An 18764-nucleotide genomic window follows, 5' to 3' on the forward strand; every position below is an offset into this window, starting at 1 on the left:
CTTGGAGCGTGTTCCACGTGGAACAAGCGAAGCCGCATGGGCGCCAGCTCCCCTCCCCTTCACTCCATCAAGCGCTCCAGGACAGGCACCGTTCAACACCACGGCGAACAACCGCGCGCCGCTTCAGCGCTTGTTCTTCAGTGCCTCCACACGCGGACCCGTGTCCGGCCGTGTTCCACGTGGAACACCGGTCGAGCACTCAGCCCGTGCTTCCATCGCTTCGCTTCTTCGATGTCCATCAAGCACCGGATCCGGTGAGCGCATGCGCATGCTCCGCGGGCCCGTCCATGCGGATGCCTGAACTCGAAGCCGTGGCGCGATGCGGACCAACCCGCATGCCTGCGCGCGGACAACGGCGTGAGTCCCATGCTTCGTGAACAGCTTTTCGCGCGGCATCTCGGTGGTCCTCAGTCGGGACTCAACCGCATCCATCTCTGGGCCCGTCTAGCGGTCCATCAGGCAGCGCGTGTTCCACGTGGAACATGGGTATCGCGTGGTCCGCCTCCACTTCGCGCTGCTCGCCGTACACGTGTTCCACGTGGAACGCGCGGCTCCCAACGTCGCGCCGCGAGTCCGCCCGCATGTGCTTCACGCGGGACTTTGGCGGTGCGTTCCCAACTCCGGTCCAACACGCGGCGGAACTCATCGCGTGTTCCACGTGGAACGTGGGCATCACGTGGCTCGCCTCCACTTCGCGCCGCCCGCCGTGCACGTGTTCCACGTGGAACGCGGAGCATCAGGACCACGAACGCATCCGGACGACTTCGCCGTGGACGTTCCACGTGGAACAGGAAGCCGCTCAACGTGGGTGCAGCGCATCCGGTCCAGATGCGCTTTCACGCGAGGCCTCGGACATGCGTTCTGTCCGCATGAAGGTCCGGGGCTCGGGTCGCTGCCGTGCTTCGCGGCGACGGTCCCGGACTCCGCTTCATCACGCGGCGGAACTCACGGGCGTGTTCCACGTGGAACACGCGCCGCCGTGCTTCACCGCTCAGCGCGACCAGGCTGCGCGTTGAAGCACGACGCGGTAGCCGTCCGGATCCTCGAAGGTCCTTCCGTTCGCGTCCCAGTACGGATTGCGCGACCGCACCGGGGCGAAGCCCGCGGCCTCCATGCGGCGGACCCGCTCCGCCCACGCTTCCGGGTCCGGCACGTAGAACACCAGGAGGTGGTCTTCGGATGGAGCTCGCGGTGCTTCGTGTCCGCGCTCCACCGTGAACTCCAGGTGGTACGGCGCACCCTCGTGTCCAAGCATCACGCCGTCGAACCCCGCGTGGTCCTCGAATCCTCCGAGCACCTCGAAGCCCAGCCCGTCCCGGTAGAAGCGCACCACCGCGTCCAGGTCCCGTGCCGGCCTCGCGACCCGCAGCTTCACCACGTCCATGCGCTGCCCTCCCCTTCCCGGATCCGCATCCGGGTGGTGCCACACATAGGATGAATTGACGCTCTTTTCGCGCGGACCTCGGGCCTGCACCTTGTGCCCATGACCACGAAACAGCAGCCCCTGAACTCCGGCTTCGGCGCCACCACCACCGCTCGCGAGGCGCTGGGCACCACCCGACTCGATGGCACCGTCGCCATCGTGACCGGCGGCTACGCGGGCATCGGACTGGAGACCACCCGCACGCTCCACGCCGCGGGTGCCACCGTCATCGTCCCCGCGCGGACTCCCGACAAGGCCCGCGCCGCGCTCGCGGGGTTGGAGCGCGTGGAGCTGGAGTCCATGGACCTCTTCGACCCCGCATCCATTGATGCGTTCGCTTCGCGCTTCATCGCGTCCGGCCGCCCGCTGCACCTGCTCATCAACAACGCGGGCATCATGGCCGCCCCGCTCACCCGCGACGCGCGTGGGTTCGAGTCCCAATTCGCCACCAACCACCTGGGCCACTTCCAGCTCACCGCTCGGCTGTGGCCCGCGCTGAAGCAAGCGAACGGCGCGCGCGTGGTGTGCCTGTCATCGCGCGGCCACTTCTTCTCCGGCGTCGACTTCGACGACCCGTTCTTCCAGCAGCGCCCCTACGACAAGTGGGTCGCCTACGGGCAGTCGAAGACCGCGAACATCCTCTTCGCCGTCGGACTGGATGCGCGCGGACAGGCCCACGGCGTGCGCGCGTTCGCCGTCCACCCCGGCGGCATCCTCACGGACCTGGCCCGGCACATGTCCGAGGAGGAGCTCCGCGCCTCCATCGAGAACTCCGACAAGATTGAACCGCTGAAGACCGTGGAACAGGGCGCCGCGACCACGGTCTGGTGCGCGACCAGCCCCCAGCTCGTGGGCAGTGGCGGCGTCTACTGCGAGAACGCCGACATCGCCGTGATGGCACCCGCCGACGCCACCATCCGGCGCGGCGTGAAGGACTTCGCCGTGGATCTGAAAAAGGCCGACCGGTTGTGGTCCTCGAGCGAAGCGTGGACCAGCGTCCGCTTCAATCCGTGACGCGCGGTCCGCGGATCCGCACTACGTCCGCGAGAACAGCGCGCGCGTGCGCTCCAGGTTGGGACCGGGACGTGGCGAGTAGAAGGACACGCGCAGCTCCCGGCCATCGGGTTCCGAGTACGTGAGCGTGACGTTCTCGAACGCGATGGGCCCCCACTTCGGCAGAAGGAACACCTTCGCCATGGAGGCGGTCTCCACCACGTCGTGCTCGCTCCAGAGGCGCGCGAACTCCGGGCTCACGGACTGGAGCTTCTCCGCCAGCGCGTCGAACTCCGACCGATCCGCGGCCCTGGCGGCGTCCATCCGGAACCCCGCCACCGCGCGGCGCACCACCTCATCCCACGAAGGCATGCGCGCGCGCCGCTCGGGATTCATGAACAGCGCCCACAAGCCATTGCGCGCCTCCGGGGAGGAAGCCGGCAGTTCCAGGTCCGCGTAGAGGACGGTCGCCGGCGCGTTCCACGCGACGATGTCCCACCGTCGAGTGGAGACGAGCGCCGGAAAGGGATGCGCATCGAGCAGCCGTTGAAGCGCGTCACTCACCGACTCCGGTGAGCGCACGGGCATGGACGCGGGCCGGCCGTGCGCCAGCGCGAAGAGGTGCAGACGCTCCGTCGGCGTGAGACGGAGCGCGACCACCAGGCGCTCCAGCAGCGGTTCGGAGACGTGGATGTCCCTCCCCTGCTCCAGCCACGTGTACCAACTGACGCCCACGTCGGCGAGCCGCGCCAGTTCCTCGCGGCGAAGGCCCGGCGTGCGCCGCCGCGAACCGGAGGGAAGTCCCACGTCCTCCGGACGCAAACGCTCACGGCGGCTGCGAAGGAATTGCGCGAGCTCGACGCGCCCGGAGCTGCGGGAGGTGTCCGTCACGCGGCGGAACGTTAGGCGAACCGTCCGCGCGCGGCATCGGAACCGCGGTGTTCCACGCGTCGCCCGCGAATGCTCGGAAGGTGCCCTCCCCTGCCGGCGGGCCAGGTCTCTTCGGGTTGCATGGCGTCCTGTCTCCATTTACATAGCACACTATGCACATCGCGAAGACAGTGGGCATCATTGGAGGCGGTCCGGGCGGGCTGACGTTGGCGCGGATCCTGGAGACACGGGGCATCGCGGCCATGGTGTTCGAGCTGGATGAGCACCCGCTCGCGCGTCCGCAGGGAGGTTCGCTGGACCTGCACGGCGACTCGGGACTGCGCGCGCTTCGCGAGGCCGGACTGGAGGCCGGGTTCAAGGCCGTTGCCCGGTACGACGACCAGGGCGACGCCATCTATGACGCCCAGGGGACGCTGCACTTCCAGCACAACGAGGCGAGCGACGGCGACCGGCCAGAGATTGACCGCACGCAGCTGCGCTCGCTCCTCCTGGACAGCCTCCCCGCGGAACGGATCCGCTGGGGAAGCAAGGTGTCCACGGTGGAGCCGCTGCCCGATGGGCGCTACCGCGTCGTGGGCCCCACGGGCTCACTGGGAGAATTCGACCTGGTGGTGGGCGCGGATGGCGCGTGGTCGAAGGTCCGTCCGCTCGTGTCCCCTGCGATGCCGGCCTTCACGGGCGTGCTCTTCATCGAACTCCAAATCGATGACGTGGACACGCGGCATCCGGCGGTCGCGAAGCTGCTCCCCCGAGGGAAGATCTCCGTGGTCGGAGGCAACCAGGGGCTCATCGCCCAGCGCAGCAGCAACGGTCACGTGCGCGCGTACTTCATGTTCCGGGTGTCCGAGACACAGCTCCAGCAGGGGCTCGTGGACACGGCCTCGCCTGCCCGCGCCCGCGGACAACTCAAGGCGCTGCTCCCGGGGTGGGCGCCGTCCCTGCTCGCGTTCATCGATGCGTGCAATGACAGCCTCGCCGCGCGCCCCATCGTCGCGCTGCCAGTGGGACACCGGTGGACGCACCGGCCGGGCGTGACGCTGCTCGGGGACGCGGCCCACGTGATGCCGCCCTTCGGCGGCGAGGGCGTGAACATGGCGATGCTCGATGGACTGGAGCTGGGGCTCGCGCTCGCGGCGGACTCCGACTGGAGCCGGGCCGTGAAGGGCTACGAGGCGGCCATGTTCGAGCGCGCCGCCATCGCGGCCGAGGGCTCCATGCAGGGCATGGACTTTCTCTCCGAGCACGCGCTGGAGCACGTGCTGGAGCACTTCCGGGAGATCCAGCAGGAGATGGCGGGCGCGCACTGAATCGCGGGCCCGACCGCCCTCCCCTCCCCTACTGCTTCGCGAACACCGCGACCTGGCGCTCGGCGCCGGAGAACGGGAGCCGGTACGACCGGGCGGACACCACGCGCAGGTTGCGCTCGGCCGCGCGCGACTGGAGCTCCGCGTCCGTCTGCTGCTTGCCCAGCATCGCCACCACGCGCCCGCCCTCCTCCACATAGGAGGGCGCCAGGCTCAGCCAGTCCGGCAGGTCCATGAACGCGCGCGCGATGAGCACCTGCGCGCGCGGAATCCCCTCCGTCTCCGGCTCCCCTTCCGCCCGGGCGTGCAGTCCGCGCACGCCGACGAGGCCCAGGCTGGCTGCGGCGGCCTTGATGAACGCGATCTTCTTGCCGACCGTGTCCACCAGCGTCACGCCCATCTCCGGCAGCTCCAGCTTGAGCGGCAGTCCGGGGAAGCCGGCGCCCGCGCCCAGGTCCAGCAGCGACGTCGCGCCCCTCACCTCCGGCAGCACCGCGAGCGAATCCAGGAAGTGCTTCTCCAGCACCTCCTCCGGCGCGGTGATGGCCGTGAGGTTCACCTTCGCGTTCCACTTCAGGAGCTCCGCCATCAGCCGCTGGAGCTTGGGGCCCACGTCCGGTCCCACGGTGATGCCCAACGCACTGCATCCGGATGCCAGCTGATCTGCGAACCGCGCGTTATCCACAACACCTCCACCCCGAAGGGCCCTTCAAGTCCTTGGAATCATTCAGGGGAAATCCATCCCCAGAAATATCCACACGTTATCCACAGCCCTGTTCCTGATCACTTGACGGCCCCTGTCCCCGCTTGAGCGCGACCAGGAGCAGGGACAGCGCGGCGGGAGTCAGGCCCGGAATCCGCCGGGCCTGCCCCACCGTCCCGGGCCGGTGCGAGGACAGCTTCTCCACCGCCTCCGTACCCAGACCGCGCACGTCAGAGAAGCGGAACGTGTCCGGGATGCGCCAGCGGTCGGACGCCTCCGCCTCGCGCGCCGCGGCCCGGGCGGCCTGGGCGATGTAGCCCTCGTACTTCACCTCCACCTCCACCTCCTCCGCGACGTCGGGGGTGAGGGCCGGGAAGTCCGCGCGCTCTTCCGCCAACTGCGAGTACGTCACCTCCGGACGCTTGAGCCGCATGGCCAGACCGGTGCGCTTGAGCCGGGCGACCTCCGCCGTCACCGCATGGGCCCGGGCCTCCGCGCGCTCCAGGGCCTCCTTCGGCAAGAGCCCCACGCGATGCCCGTGACGCGCGAGCCGCAGATCCGCGTTGCCCTCGCGCAGCTTGAGCCGGTGCTCGGAGCGGCTGGTGAACATGCGGAACGGTTCATCCACGCCCTTGGTGACCAGATCATCCACGAGCACCGCGCCGTGCGCCTCATCGCGGCCCACGACGAGCACCGGTTCGCCCTTCACCTGGAGCGCCGCCTGGATGCCGGCCCACAGGCCCTGGAAGGCGGCCTCCTCGTAGCCGGAGGTGCCGTTGAGCTGGCCCGCGAAGAACAGGCCCGCGACGGCCTTCGTCTCCAGCGTGGGGTGCAGCTGAGTGGGCGGCGCGAAGTCGTACTCCACCGCGTAGCCGTAGCGGATCACCTCCACGCGGGACAGGCCCGGGATGGTGCGCAGGAACTCCAACTGCACGTCCGCGGGCATGCTGGTGGAGAGGCCCGCCGGATACACGAGCGGCGACGTGGGCCCTTCCGGCTCGAGGAACACCTGGTGCCGTTCGCGAGCGGCGAAGCGCACCACCTTGTCCTCCAGCGACGGGCAGTACCGGGGCCCGCGCCCCACGATGTCCCCCTGGAACAGCGGCGAGCGGTGCAGGTTGTCGCGCAACAGCCGGTGCGTCGCCTCCGTCGTCGCGGTGAGGCCGCACGTCACGGAAGGCTGACGCGGGAACGGCAGGCCCTGCTCCACCTGCGTGCGCCAGGAGAAGGGCCGCACGCCCACGTCTCCCGGCTGCGGCGTGACGGCGTCCCAGTCGATGCTGTCGCGGGACAGGCGCGCGGGAGTGCCCGTCTTGAAGCGGCCCAGCGTGAAGCCGAGCGCGTGCAGTGACTCCGAGAGGCCGCGCGCGGCTTCGTCTCCCAGCCGGCCACCGACCTCCTTCTGCTCGCCCACGTGCATGAGCGCGCGAAGGAAGGTGCCGGTGGTGAGGAGCACCGCGCGGGCCACCACCTGGGTGCCATCCCCCAGCACCACGCCCTTCACCCTCCCCTCCTCCGCGACGACGGCCGCGACTTCGCCTTCGCGCACGGTGAGGTTCGGCTGGGTGAAGAGCACGGCCTGCATGCCGGCGGCGTAGGCGTCGCGGTCACAGAGGACGCGAGTGGCCTGCACGGCGGGGCCCTTGGAGGGATTGAGGACCTTGACGTGCGTGCCCGCGAGGTCCGCCGCGCGCCCCATCTGTCCCCCGAGCGCATCCAACTCGCGCACCAGGTGGCCCTTGGCGGTGCCGCCCACGGCGGGGTTGCAGCTCATCACGGCGGCGCGCTCGCGCTTGAGCGTCACGCCCAGGGTGGACAGGCCCATGCGAGCACACGCGAGCGCCGCCTCGCAGCCCGCGTGGCCCAGCCCCACCACGACGATGTCGTATCGGAGTTCCATCGCGTCCCGGGGGGTATCACGCCCCGGCGCGTCCGTGGCAAGCCGGGCATGGGCATGGGGACACCGTCCACCCGGCTGGTTCCTCCCCTACCTGGGTCGTTGCCCAAACACAGACATGGACTGGCCAAGTTTGGGAGCACGCGAGGCGGGCAGTGGGAGGGGTAACAACGCCGCCCGCCTCGCGCGCACCAGTCATCGTGGATCCGTCAAGGGCGCGCCTGACACACCGGTGGCGTCTCTGGCCCTTCGACGGCGATGGCATCCATGGGACCTGCCCACACGAGTCCCCCGGCCCTCGTGTCTTCACATGGCGTCGCACACACGGGGGCCGGAAAGCGGCCCAGGCGGTGAGGGCGCATGGGGGCTCTCGGACTCGAACCAGCGAGGCCGGCGGACCCTCCGTGTGCGCGACGGGGAAGGGTATAGCGGGGGGGTCTGACATTCCGGGTTCCAGGCCCTTCACCCGGGCCCGGAACCGCACGGCGTCAGCGGGTGGCCGGGGGGTTCGACCGGCTGGGGCAGTGCACGTTCTCCGGGCAGCGCCCGTCCGACTTGGGGATGCACGCGCCGCAGCACTCCATCTCGTCCGGGCGGCACGCCGGCACGCACGCGCCACACTGCACCACGCCGCCGCAGCCGTCGTCCGCGGTGCCGCACTTCAATCCCAGCGTGGCGCACGTCGCGCGCTGACAGACGCAGCGGTCATCCACGCAGGACTCGTTGGGTTTGCACCCCGGGGTGCAGGTGCTGATGGGGCCCGAGGGCTCCTTCTTCGGCTCGGCGGGCACGGGCGGGGCCACGCAGCGGCCGTCGGTGCACGTGCCGGCCTGACAGTCGCCGCAGTCGATGAAGCCGCCACACCCGTCCGGCGTCCGGCCACAGGCCACCATCGCCTGCGAGCACGTGGCCGGCGCGCAGCCATCCGGCGCCACGTTGTCCCGCGACGCGCGCACGGTGCCGCCGCTCGGCGTGCACGCGCCCCACAGTCCCAATGCCAGACACAGTCCGGCCCACCGGCCCAGGCTCCGCACCGCTTCCATGTCATCCACTCCCTGGGCTCCCATCCCGGGAGCCGTGAACGGCCCCATCATGCGCACGCCAGGCTCGGATGTCCGGATGTTCGGGGCCATGCACCGGGGCAGGGGAGGGGAGGGCGCTTCAGCGCTGGAGGAAGGTGCGCACGTGCTGGATGGCCTCTTCCTCCGTCTTGGGCTTCTCCTCGCGGGGCGCGGGCACCTTCAAGCCGCGTTGCACCGCGGGACGCTGCTCGATGGCGGCCAGCCACCGCTGCACGCCCGGCAGCCCGTCCACGGACACACCGGCCCAGTCGTGGATGCGCACCCACGCCCAGTTCGCGATGTCCGCGATGCTGTAGTCACCGGCCAGGTACTCGTGGTCCTTCAGCCGGCTCTCCAGCACCGTGTACAGGCGGCGCGTCTCGTTCTGGTACCGGTCGATGGCGGGCTGAATCTTCTCCGGGAAGTAGCGGAAGAAGACGTTGGCCTGCCCCTGCATGGGGCCCACGCCCGCCATCTGGAACATCAGCCACTGGGTGACGAGCGAGCGGCCCTTCGCGTCCGTGGGCATCAGCTTGCCCGTCTTCTCCGCCAGGTAGAGGAGGATGGCCCCGGACTCGAAGACGGCGAAGTCACCCGCCGCGCGGTCCACGATGGCGGGGATGCGGCCATTGGGGTTGATGGCCAGGAACGCGGGCTGCTTCTGCACGCCCGTGGAGATGTCCAGCGCGTGCACGGTGTACGGCAGCGCCAGCTCCTCCAGGGCCACCGAGACCTTGTGTCCGTTCGGCGTGCCCCACGTGTACAGGTCGATCATGTCACCCTCGCTTCGCGTGTGAAGAGGTGCGCTCCCTCTAACGGCGGAAGCGCACCACGCGCACGTCGAAAGCGGGGGCATCCCCCAGCGCCTCGCGCATCAGCTCCAGCGCGCGGTCCTCGTCGAAGCTGCCGGAGCCCGCGCCGATGATGGGGAACGCCACGGAGTGGAAGCCGTGCTCTCCCGCGCGCGTCAACGCGTTTCGCACCGAGTCCTGGATGGACCGCTCGGACGCGCGCCAGAGCATGTTGATGCCCGCGACGTGGATGATGCCCTTGAAGGGCAGGCGCCCCGGCCCGGTCACCACCGCCGAGCCCAACGGCATGGGTCCCACGCGCGCGACCTCGCGGAACGGCGCCGTGCCTCCGCGGCGCTTGATGGCCCCGGACACCCCCTGCGGCAACAGCAGCCACCAGGGGATGATGTTCCGGTTCCACGCATTGACGATGGCGTCCACCGGCTGGTCCAGCAGGTCGCCTTCCACCAGTTGCACGGGCATGGGCGCGGACTCTAGCGCCCATGCCCAATGACAGACACGGCCTTACGGCGACGCGTTCGCCTTGGCCGGAGCCGGCGCCTGCGGGGCCTGGGCCTTGGAGGCGTTCGCGAAGTCACCCGCGCGCACGAGGGTGGCCTTGCTGAAGTCCAGGTGGTTGGACAGGGCCTTGCGCACGTCGTCGGCGGTCAGCTTCTGGAGCTTCGCCTCCAGGTCCGCGTCGAACTTCAGCGTGCGCCCCAGGTACAGGCCTTCCGTCAGCTGCTGCGCCAGGTTCCCATCCTGTGCCCGGGCGGACTGGCGGTACTCCAGGAGGCCCGCGCGCGCCTTGTCCAGCTCCTCCTGCGTGAAGCCCTTCTGCACGGCGCGGGTGATCTCCTCGCGCATGGCGGCCTCCAGCTTCTGGGCGTTCTGCGGCGCGTAGATGGCGTAGGTGAGGAACCAGCCCACGGTGTCCAGCTCCTGGGCGGACAGGCTGCTGCCCACGCCATAGGACAGGCCGTCCTGCTGACGCACGCGCGTGGCCAGCCGTGAGTTGAGGAAGCCACCGCCCAGCATGAAGTTGCCCATCATCATGCCGGGCCAGTCCGCGTGGTCGTCGCGAATCTGGAGCAGCTGTCCGGCGAGGAAGTACGCGTTGGCCTTGTCCGGCGTCTCCAGCACCACGGACTTCGGGGCCACGTCCTGGTACGTGCGGGCCACGCGCGCGTAGGGCGCCGGGCTCTTCCAGCCGTCGAGCAGGGGGCCCACGAGCGAGGTGAGCTCCTTCGCGTCGAAGTCACCCACCACCGCGAGCTCCCCGCGCGAGGCGCCGAAGAACTGGCGGTAGAAGTCACGCGCCTGCTCCAGCGTGACGGCCTTCGCGTCGGCCAGGCGCTCATCCAGGGTGGGCACGTAGAACGGGTGGCCCTTGGGGTACTGGGGGCTGAGCACGCGCCAGAACGCGATGGTGGCCTGGGGCTGCGGCTCGCTGCGCTGCGACTCCAGCGAGGCCAGCCGCTCCTGCTTGAGGAGCGCGAACTCCTTCGCGTCGAAGGCGGGCTCGCGCAGCACCTCCGCCATCAGCTTGAGGACCTCCGGGAGGCTCGCGCGGGGGCACTCGATGGAGACGCTGACGCCCATCGCGCCACCGTCCACGCCCACGCGGGCCTTGAGCTTGTCGAGCGCGTCGGAGAGCTGCTGGCGGGTGTGCTTCTTCGTGCCGCGCATCAGCATGCCTCCGGCATAGGAGGCGGCGGGCAGCTTGCCGCTCACGGTCTGGGCGGTGCCCCAGCGCAGGTCCAGCGCCAGGTTGACCATCTCGCCGCGCGTCTTCTTGGGCAGCAGCGCGTACTTCACGCCGTTGGGCAGCTCACCGCGCTGCACGCGCGACTCGATGTTGGCGGGGGAGGGGTCGAAGGCCTCGCCCTGGGCGACCGCGGCCTTGCCCTGGTAGCCGTCCACCATCTTCGCCACGTCCACCGGGGGCGGCAGCTCCGAGCGGTCCGGCTTCGGCGTGGGCACGAAGGTGCCCATCGTGCGGTTGGAGCTCTTGAGGTACGCGGCGGCCACGCGGGTGACGTCCGCGGGCGTGACGGCCTCGATGCGGTCGCGGTGCAGGAAGAGCAGGCGCCAGTCGCCCACGGCGGCCCACTCGGACAGGAGGATGGCGGCGCGCTCGGAGTTGTTGAGCAGCAGCTCCGTCTGCTTCGCGAGGGCCGTCTTCGCGCGGTTCACCTCCTCGTCGGTGAAGGGCGTGCGGGAGGCCTCCTCTACGGTCTTGATCAGCGCCTCGCGCACGGGGGGCAGGGGCTGGTCCTGCCGGGCCTCGGTGCTGAAGCCGATGACGCCCGGGTCGCGCAGCTGGAAGTTGAACGCGCTCGCGCGCGAGGCCTTCTTCGTCTCCACGAGCGCCTTGTAGAGGCGGCCGGACGGCACGTCGCCCAGCACCTGGGTGAGCACGTCGATGGCGGCGAAGTCGGGGTGGGCGCCCTCGGGCACGTGGTAGACGCTGGAGATGAGCTGGTTGTCGCCTACGCGGCGCAGCGTGACCTCGCGCTCACCGTCCTGGGTGGGCTCCTCGGTGTACGTGACGGGCACCGGATCCGCGGGCTTCTGGAGCTTGCCGAAGGTGGACTGCACGAGCGACAGGGCCTTCTCCGGCTGGAAGCGCCCGGCGATGACGAGCGTCGCGTTGTCGGGGCGGTAGTAGCGCCGGTAGAAGGCCTGGAGCCGGTCGATGGGCACGTGCTCCAGGTCCGCCTTCGCGCCGATGGTGGCCTTGCCGTAGTTGTGCCAGAGGTACGCGGCGCTCATGGTGCGCTTGAAGAGGATGCCGCGCGGGTTGTTCTCGCCGGACTCGAACTCGTTGCGGACCACGGTCATCTCGCTGTCCAGGTCCTTGCGCGCGATGTGGCTGTTGACCATGCGGTCCGCTTCGAAGGTCAGCGCCCAGGACAGGTTGTCGTCCGACGCGGGCAGGGTCTCGTAGTAGTTGGTGCGGTCCAGCCAGGTGGTGCCGTTGGGACGCGCGCCGCGCTCGGTGAGGGCCTGGGGCACGTTGGGGGTGGTGGGCGTGCCCTTGAACATCAGGTGTTCGAGCAGGTGCGCCATGCCCGTCTCGCCGTAGCCCTCGTGCTTGCTGCCCACCAGGTAGGTGACGTTGACGGTGACGGTGGCCTTGGTGGGGTCCGGGAAGAGCAGGACGCGCAGGCCATTGGGCAGGCGGTACTCGGTGATGCCCTCGACGCTCGCGACAGGGGCCAGGGCCGCCTGCTTCGTCTGGGCGCGCATGGCCGAGGAGGCGGCGGGCTTCGGAAGGGGAGCCGGCGCGGCCCACACGGGAGGGGCCGCCACGAGCAGGACAGCCAGCAGGGCGAGCGGGGTACGACGCGTCATGCGGTCCTCGGGGTGCGAAGGATTGGGCACGGGACTTCTAACCGCTCCACCGGGTCCTCCCATCCCGAGAAACCCGGGCCCTCCGGGCAGGCGTCCACCCAGGGACATCCATGGACCGTCCCAGGTCCTGTCCCGCGCTTCCAACCTCACGGGTCGTCAGGTATCCTGGCGCGGATCCAAACCGGAGGCCGGACGCGATGTCATGTCAGAACACCTTGGTAGGAACGCCGCCCATCACCGGGAGGGACGGATTGGCGACGGCGACGGGCGGGGACGTGATGGTGCGGATGCTCCAGGAGTTCCGCGAGATGCAGGAGGAGTCGAAGGAGCAGTTCGCGCGGACGGAAAAGGCCTTGAGAACGGTCCACATGAAGTGCCGGGTCCTCTTCCGGAAGACCCAGCGCATGTCGGATCGGATCCATGTCATCTCTGAACAGGTGAGCGCCCTGGCACGACAGGTCTGCACCTTCGAGGAAGAGATGAATGAGTTCCGGGACAACGTGGGTGAACTCACCACGCACTTCTCGACCCTGACGCAGGAAGTGCACGGCATCAAGAGCGCGCAGCTCCGGATGTTCGGACAGGTGGGCCGTGCGCTGAACCACCTCGCGGATGCCCAGGCTTCTGACCGCAAGCGCATCGACGTCCTGGAAGAGCGCATGGACGGCCCGGGGGAGAACTGAGCCCTCCATGCGCCACGGCACTCAGGCGTAGATGCCCCCGGGCGCCATCGCGGAGCCGGAGCCCAGGACCTCTTCCACCTCGCGGACCTCCTCGGACGTCAGCCGGAAGTCCCCCGCGTGGATGAACCCATCCACCTGCTTCGCGCTGCGCGCCCCCACGATGGCGGCGGTGACGGCCGGCCCCCGCAGTGTCCAGGCCAGGGCCACCTCCGCCGGGGAACGCCCATGCCTCGCGCCCACCTCGCGCATGCGCTCCACCAGCGACAGGTGATGCGACAACTTCGGCTCCTGGAAGTCCGCGCTGCCACGACGCCAGTCGTCGTCCGGCATACCCAGGATGCGCTCGCGTGTCATCGCCCCCGTCAGCAGGCCGGATGCCATGGGTGAATACACAATCACGCCAATGCCCTGTGTCTGGCAGTAGGGCAGCAGGTCGTCCTCGATGTCCCGGTGGATGAGTGAGTACTGCGGCTGCAACGACGTCACCGGCGCGATGCCCCGCACCCGCTCCAACTGCGAGACATTGAAGTTGGACACCCCCAGCCAGCGCACCTTGCCCTGCCGTTGCAGCTCCGCCAGCGCCGTCCACCCCTCTTCGAGCTCCGCCCCGGCCTCCACCGGCCAGTGCACCTGATACAAATCAATGGCATCCACCTTCAGGCGGCGCAGGGACGCCTCACACTCCTTGCGAATCGAGTCCGCCTTCAACCTGCGGCTGACCTTGCCCTGGTCATCCCAGACCATCCCGCACTTGGTGAAGACATACGGCCGCGTGTCCCGGCCCTTCAGCGCGCGGGCCACGATGTCCTCCGAGTGCCCCAACCCATACACCGCCGCCGTGTCGATCCAGTTGATGCCCGAATCCAACGCGCGCTGGATGGCTTCAATGGACTGCGCGTCGTCCTGCGCGCCCCAGGCGAACGCCCAGCCGCCCCCTCCAATCGCCCACGCGCCAAACCCCAGCGCCGTGAGCTCCATGTCGGAATTGCCCAACCGTCGCTTCCGCATCCCATGCCTCCCGGGCCTGAAGACCCCTGGTACCCCAGGCTCCAGGCTCCAGGCTCCAGGCTCCAAGACGGACGGTGTGCACCGCGGCGGCCCTCGCGCACGGGCCCGGGTGCCGGCCCGCCCCCCGGCCGCCAGGACGAGCGGGCCCTGGCTCCCCGTCCGCCGCCCATCAGTGCATCGCACGCAAGCGTCGTCCGAAGCGTGCGTTGATGGTAGGCCGCCTGAAGATGGGGGAATGCCCCTCGGGTACTCGGGCACCAGGAGTCTTTCCGGATGAAACGCTTCTTCATTGGCGCGCTGGCCTTCATTGGAGCGCTGTCCATCCTCTTCGTGGTGGGTGTGGTGGGGCTGTTGATGCTCGCGGCGTCCAGCAAGCCGGGCGTGCCGTCCAACCTGGTGCTGGAGCTGGACCTGCAGCAGCCGCTGCCGGAGTACACGCTGGACACGTCCCTGGCGGGCGCCTTCGGCGAGGAGCCCACGTCCCTGAGGGACGTGGTGGAGGGCCTGGAGAAGGCCGCCACGGACCCCCGGGTGAAGTCGCTGGTGGTGCGCATCGGGCAGCCGGGCAGTTCGGCGCAGGTGCAGGAGCTGCGGGACGCGGTGAAGGCCTTCCGCGCGTCGGGCAAGCGGGCGGTGGCCTACGCGGACGGCTTTGGTGAGGCGGGCAACGGCACCGGCGCCTACTACCTCGCGAGCGCCTTCGACTCCGTCTACATCCAGCCCTCCGGCGACGTGGGGCTCACCGGCCTGGTGATGGAGACGCCCTTCGCGCGCGACGCCTTCGCGAAGTTCGGCGTGAAGCCGGAGTTCGGCAAGCGCGCCGAGTTCAAGAACGCCGTCAACAGCTTCACCGACGAGTCCTACGGCCCCCACCAGCGCGAGGCCACCGAGGCCTACGGCAACAGCCTCTTCCAGCAGGTGGTGAAGGGCGTGGCGGAGGGCCGCAAGCTGTCCGAGGACGAGGTGCGCGCCCTCATCGACCGCGCGCCCTTCATGGGCCAGGCGGCCGTGGACGCGAAGCTGGTGGACGGGCTGCGCTACCGCGACGAGATCCACGACGAGCTCAAGCAGCAGGCCGGAGAGGGCGCGGAGTTCCTCTACGTGGAGAAGTACCTGGAGCGCGCGGGCCGGCCGCACCAGACGGGCACCACCATCGCGCTCATCTACGGCGTGGGTGAGGTGCTGCGCGGCAAGAGCGAGTCCAACCCGCTCTCCGGCGGCCAGGTGATGGGCGGCGACACGGTGGCGGCGGCCTTCCGCAAGGCGGTGGAGGACCCGTCCGTGAAGGCCATCGTCTTCCGCGTGGACAGCCCGGGCGGCAGCTACTCCGCCAGCGACACCATCCGCCGGGAGGTGCAGCGCGCGCGAGAGGCGGGCAAGCCCGTCATCGTCACCATGGGCTCCTACGCCGCCAGCGGCGGCTACTTCGTGGCCATGGCGGGGGACAAGATCGTCGCCCAGCCGGGCACGCTGACGGGGAGCATCGGCGTGTACAACGGCAAGTTCGTCACGTCCGAGCTGTGGGCGAAGCTGGGCGTGAACTTCGACACCATCGCCTTCGGGAAGAACGCCACCTTCTCCAGCTCCGACCAGGAGTTCACCCCCGAGCAGCGCGCGCGGCTGGAGTCCGAGCTGGACACCATCTACCTGGACTTCACCAGCCGCGCCGCCCAGGCCAGGAACATGCCGCTGGAGAAGCTCCAGGCGGTCGCGAAGGGGCGCGTGTGGACGGGCGAGGACGCGCTGGAGCGCGGGCTGGTGGACGCGCTCGGCGGCTACCCCAAGGCGCTGGAGCTGGCCCGGGAGGCCGCGAAGCTGGAGAAGGACGCCCCGGTCCGCATCGTCGTCTTCCCGCGCCCCCGGCCCACGGGCCAGGTGCTGTCGGAGCTCCTGGGCAACCACGAAGCGGACAACAGCGACGACGAGGCCACCGGAAGCCACGCCGCCGTGTCGTCCCAGGTGCTGGAGCAGGTGCGGGCCGTGTACCGCGTGGGCGCGAAGCTGGGCCTCACCGGGCAGGGCGCCGAGGGGCGCATGCTGTACGCGCCGCTTCCGGAGGTGCGCTGGTAGCGCTAGACGTGCAGCGGGACCGGGACGCGACCCTCGGAGGGCCGCACCGGCCGGCCGAAGATGCTGTGGTAGCGCAGCGTGTGCGACGCACAGCGGTGGCGGCGCGGGTCGAACACGAGGCAGTTGGCCACCGGGCCGGCGTAGACGTGCAGCGTGATGCCCGGGGCGTTGCCGGCGATGCTCACACGGTGGATGGAGGCGCCCGGGTCGCGGAAGTCCACGTGCCCGGCGCCCACCGGCCCCACGCGCACCGGCGCCCCCAGCCGCGCCAGGCCGGGCTGCGTTCCGCCCTCCAGCAGCGGGTAGTTCTCCAGGAGGAACTCGCCGCGCTGGATGCTGAACCAGCACTCCTGACCGTCATGGTCATGGATGGGCGAGGCCACGCCCGGGGACCAGCAGTTGATGATGATTTCCATTCCCTCGTCGCGGTGGACGAGGTTGCGCGTGTAACGGCCCGGCAGGAAGTGCAGGTAGGGCTTGAGGCTGGAGGGCTCCAGTCGCAGCCCTGCCATCCGCGCGTCCACCCCCGCGAGTCCCCCGGGAGCGGCGCGGCGCGCGCGGAGCATCCGCACGAACTCTCTCAGACACGCGTCAGCCATGCGTACAGGCTAGGAACGTCTGCGACATCCGGCCACCCTCGGGTCTGCCAATGAACGTCCGCTTTGTCGTCCCCCCCTCAAGGATCGGAGCAGGGTGCGTTGAAGGACGGTGAAGCCGCCGGGCCAAAGGGGAGCAGCATACTGATTTCCCAGTGATTCCGGGAATCCAGTGCCCATCCACACCCTTTTCCTCCGGTTTGACTGTAATTTTACACTCTCCTGACGTAGAGGGGAGGGCATGTTGGGCAGGTCGTCCCGGCCGAAGCACCGAGGGGGGCCGGAGGAGAACGAGCGATGAAGAAGCGCCTGGGGGACATCCTGCTCGCGCGGGGTGTGGTGGATGCATTGCAGTTGCAGTCGGCGCTGGCGTACCAGCGCAAGTGGGGCGTGGCGCTGGGGCAGGTGGTGGTGGACCAGCGCTTCTGCACGGCGGAGGCGGTGCTGTCCGCGCTGGCGGCGCAGTCCGGCGTGGAGGCGGTGGACCTGGACGCCCAGCCCCTGGACGCGTCGCTCGCGAGGCTGATTCCCTGCAAGGTGGCGGAGGCCCACCGCGTGGTGCCGCTGCGGCTGGAAGGGCAGGGGGCGCGGGAGGTGCTGGTGGTGGCCCTGGCCGCACCGGCGAGCCTGGCCACCCTGGACGTGGTGAAGAGCGTGTCCGGCAAGGCGCGGGTGGTGCCCCGGCTGGCCACGGACGCGGCGCTGGGGCGGGCCATCGGGCGGCTGTACCGGGGTGAGCCGGCGACGCCGCAGCGCCGTCCCGGGATGGAGAGCTTCTCCCTGCCGGAGTGGGACGAGTCGATGCCCCTGGTGGTGGGCTCGTCCCTGGCGGAGCTGACGGACATGGCGGCGCCGGAGCCGGTGCGGCGGGCGGACAGCGCGGAGCTGCCCATGCTGGCGCCGCTGGAGCCCGCCTGGGTACCGGCGCAGGCACCGAAGCCGCGCGTGACGGTGCGCGAGCAGGTGCTCGTGTACGGCTGGGGCGCGGACGCGGCGGCGGGCCTGGTGCAGGTGCTGAGCGGGGCGGGCTTCACGGTGAAGGTGGCGAGCACGGGGGACGTGTGCGCCGCGACCGAGGCGCAGGTGGTGGTGGCGCCGCTGCCCGCGATGGAGGTGCTGGCGCAGCGGCTGCGCGCGCAGGTGCTGGTGGCGGGCAAGGCGCCGGAGCGGGACCTGCCCCGCGCGCAGGCCGTGCATGCGCGAGGCTTCGTGGCGGCGCCGGTGGACCCGGACCTGCTGCTGCGCTCCGTGCGGCGGCTGTCGCGCGCCTCCGAGGAAGCGCGCCTCAAGCACGCGAGCTGATCAGGGCAGCGCGACGAGCCGGGGCATCTCCTCGGCCGCGTCCGGGAGCCACAGCGAGCCCAGCTCCAGGGAGACGGAAGGGAAGGGGTCGGCGCGCACCAGGGCGTCGTCCTCGTGGCTCGCGGTGAGGAGCCAGCCGCGCTTGAGGCGCTGGTACACCTCCAGCGTGCGCGCGACGGGGTCCACCAGCCAGACGTAGGACACGCCGGCCCGTGCATACAGGGGCAGCTTGCGGGCCCGGTCCAGCGCGGTGGTGGCGGGGGTCAGCACTTCGCAGACCCAATCCGGCACCAGGGTGAAGAAGGCGGCGCCGGGCTCCGGCGGGGCGGCCACGCGCTCACGGCGCCAGGCGGCCAGGTCGGGCACGAGGATGTCCTCGCCCAGGTGCAGCTCCGGCGCGCGCAGGAAGCACCAGCGGCCGTTGCCGCCGCGGCGCGGATCCAACCGCTCTCCCAGCTCCACGCCTATCATGAAGGCCGCGCGAGCGGGCGCCACGGAGAGGCGCGGCGAGGCCACCAGCTCGCCATCGAGGATTTCCCCCACCCAGCCCGACGGCAGCGCCGAGAGCAGGGAGTGAGAGGTGGGTTGAAGGTGCTGAAGTGCCGTCATGAATCCTCGGGGAGCGCCGGTGAACGCGAGGCATTCTAGGGAGGGGTCTGACATGAGGACCGCCACCCGCCGGGCA

At 70.1% G+C, this 18764-nt stretch carries 16 protein-coding genes; 5 read left to right on the forward strand and 11 right to left on the reverse strand.

Going from position 1 to position 18764, the window contains the following annotated elements:
* Nucleotides 1-991 precede the first annotated feature (991 nt).
* A complete protein-coding gene (locus tag ACX114_RS40140) occupies nt 992-1384 on the reverse strand; it encodes a VOC family protein (protein WP_459293384.1) in 393 nt (130 codons plus the stop codon).
* Nucleotides 1385-1483: 99 nt separating this feature from the next.
* Here ACX114_RS40140 and ACX114_RS40145 point away from each other — a divergent pair, with 99 nt between their 5' ends.
* A complete protein-coding gene (locus ACX114_RS40145; RefSeq protein WP_459293386.1) occupies nt 1484-2437 on the forward strand; it encodes an oxidoreductase in 954 nt (317 codons plus the stop codon).
* A 21-nt stretch (nt 2438-2458) separates the two neighbouring features.
* Here the strand turns inward: ACX114_RS40145 and ACX114_RS40150 are convergent, their stop codons facing one another.
* Entirely contained in the window at nt 2459-3445 is a 987-nt protein-coding gene (locus ACX114_RS40150) for a helix-turn-helix transcriptional regulator (RefSeq protein ID WP_459293388.1), read from the reverse strand.
* Between the two features lie 14 nt (nt 3446-3459).
* Here ACX114_RS40150 and ACX114_RS40155 point away from each other — a divergent pair, with 14 nt between their 5' ends.
* Nucleotides 3460-4614 (forward strand): FAD-dependent oxidoreductase, encoded by a 1155-nt coding sequence (locus ACX114_RS40155; RefSeq protein ID WP_459293390.1) that lies wholly within the window; start codon nt 3460-3462, stop codon nt 4612-4614.
* Nucleotides 4615-4642: 28 nt separating this feature from the next.
* Here the strand turns inward: ACX114_RS40155 and rsmG are convergent, their stop codons facing one another.
* From rsmG to ACX114_RS40185, 6 genes are all read right to left on the reverse strand, one after another.
* The gene (rsmG, locus tag ACX114_RS40160) at nt 4643-5296 is read right to left on the reverse strand and encodes a 16S rRNA (guanine(527)-N(7))-methyltransferase RsmG (RefSeq protein WP_459293392.1); all 654 of its coding nucleotides are present in this window, start codon (nt 5294-5296) and stop codon (nt 4643-4645) included.
* Nucleotides 5297-5372: 76 nt separating this feature from the next.
* Nucleotides 5373-7214 carry a tRNA uridine-5-carboxymethylaminomethyl(34) synthesis enzyme MnmG gene (gene mnmG, locus ACX114_RS40165; protein ID WP_459293394.1) on the reverse strand — a complete coding sequence of 614 codons (1842 nt, stop codon included), beginning with the start codon at nt 7212-7214 and terminating at the stop codon, nt 5373-5375.
* 485 nt (nt 7215-7699) lie between these two features.
* On the reverse strand, nt 7700-8254 hold the full coding sequence (locus ACX114_RS40170) for a hypothetical protein (RefSeq protein WP_459293396.1): 555 nt from the start codon (nt 8252-8254) through the stop codon (nt 7700-7702).
* 118 nt (nt 8255-8372) lie between these two features.
* Nucleotides 8373-9047 carry a glutathione S-transferase family protein gene (locus ACX114_RS40175; RefSeq protein WP_459293398.1) on the reverse strand — a complete coding sequence of 225 codons (675 nt, stop codon included), beginning with the start codon at nt 9045-9047 and terminating at the stop codon, nt 8373-8375.
* Between the two features lie 37 nt (nt 9048-9084).
* Nucleotides 9085-9546, reverse strand: coding sequence for a macro domain-containing protein (locus ACX114_RS40180; protein WP_459293400.1), 462 nt, complete (start codon nt 9544-9546; stop codon nt 9085-9087).
* A gap of 42 nt (nt 9547-9588) precedes the next feature.
* Entirely contained in the window at nt 9589-12420 is a 2832-nt protein-coding gene (locus ACX114_RS40185) for a M16 family metallopeptidase (protein WP_459293402.1), read from the reverse strand.
* Nucleotides 12421-12671: 251 nt separating this feature from the next.
* Between ACX114_RS40185 and ACX114_RS40190 the strand changes: the two genes are divergently transcribed.
* Nucleotides 12672-13103: a hypothetical protein gene (locus tag ACX114_RS40190; RefSeq protein ID WP_459293404.1), complete on the forward strand. Its 432-nt coding sequence runs from the start codon at nt 12672-12674 to the stop codon at nt 13101-13103.
* Between the two features lie 21 nt (nt 13104-13124).
* Here the strand turns inward: ACX114_RS40190 and ACX114_RS40195 are convergent, their stop codons facing one another.
* A complete protein-coding gene (locus tag ACX114_RS40195) occupies nt 13125-14111 on the reverse strand; it encodes an aldo/keto reductase (protein ID WP_459293406.1) in 987 nt (328 codons plus the stop codon).
* Nucleotides 14112-14384: 273 nt separating this feature from the next.
* Here ACX114_RS40195 and sppA point away from each other — a divergent pair, with 273 nt between their 5' ends.
* Nucleotides 14385-16181, forward strand: coding sequence for a signal peptide peptidase SppA (sppA, locus tag ACX114_RS40200; protein WP_459293408.1), 1797 nt, complete (start codon nt 14385-14387; stop codon nt 16179-16181).
* A 2-nt stretch (nt 16182-16183) separates the two neighbouring features.
* On the opposite strand, the gene ACX114_RS40205 is transcribed toward sppA, so the two are convergent.
* The gene (locus ACX114_RS40205) at nt 16184-16747 is read right to left on the reverse strand and encodes a cysteine dioxygenase (RefSeq protein ID WP_459293410.1); all 564 of its coding nucleotides are present in this window, start codon (nt 16745-16747) and stop codon (nt 16184-16186) included.
* 327 nt (nt 16748-17074) lie between these two features.
* Between ACX114_RS40205 and ACX114_RS40210 the strand changes: the two genes are divergently transcribed.
* Entirely contained in the window at nt 17075-18079 is a 1005-nt protein-coding gene (locus ACX114_RS40210) for a GspE/PulE/PilB domain-containing protein (RefSeq protein WP_459293412.1), read from the forward strand.
* Here the strand turns inward: ACX114_RS40210 and ACX114_RS40215 are convergent, their stop codons facing one another.
* The gene (locus ACX114_RS40215; protein ID WP_459293414.1) at nt 18080-18688 is read right to left on the reverse strand and encodes a Uma2 family endonuclease; all 609 of its coding nucleotides are present in this window, start codon (nt 18686-18688) and stop codon (nt 18080-18082) included.
* Between the last annotated feature and the right edge of the window lie 76 nt (nt 18689-18764).

The organism is Corallococcus sp. M7 (assembly GCF_054512695.1).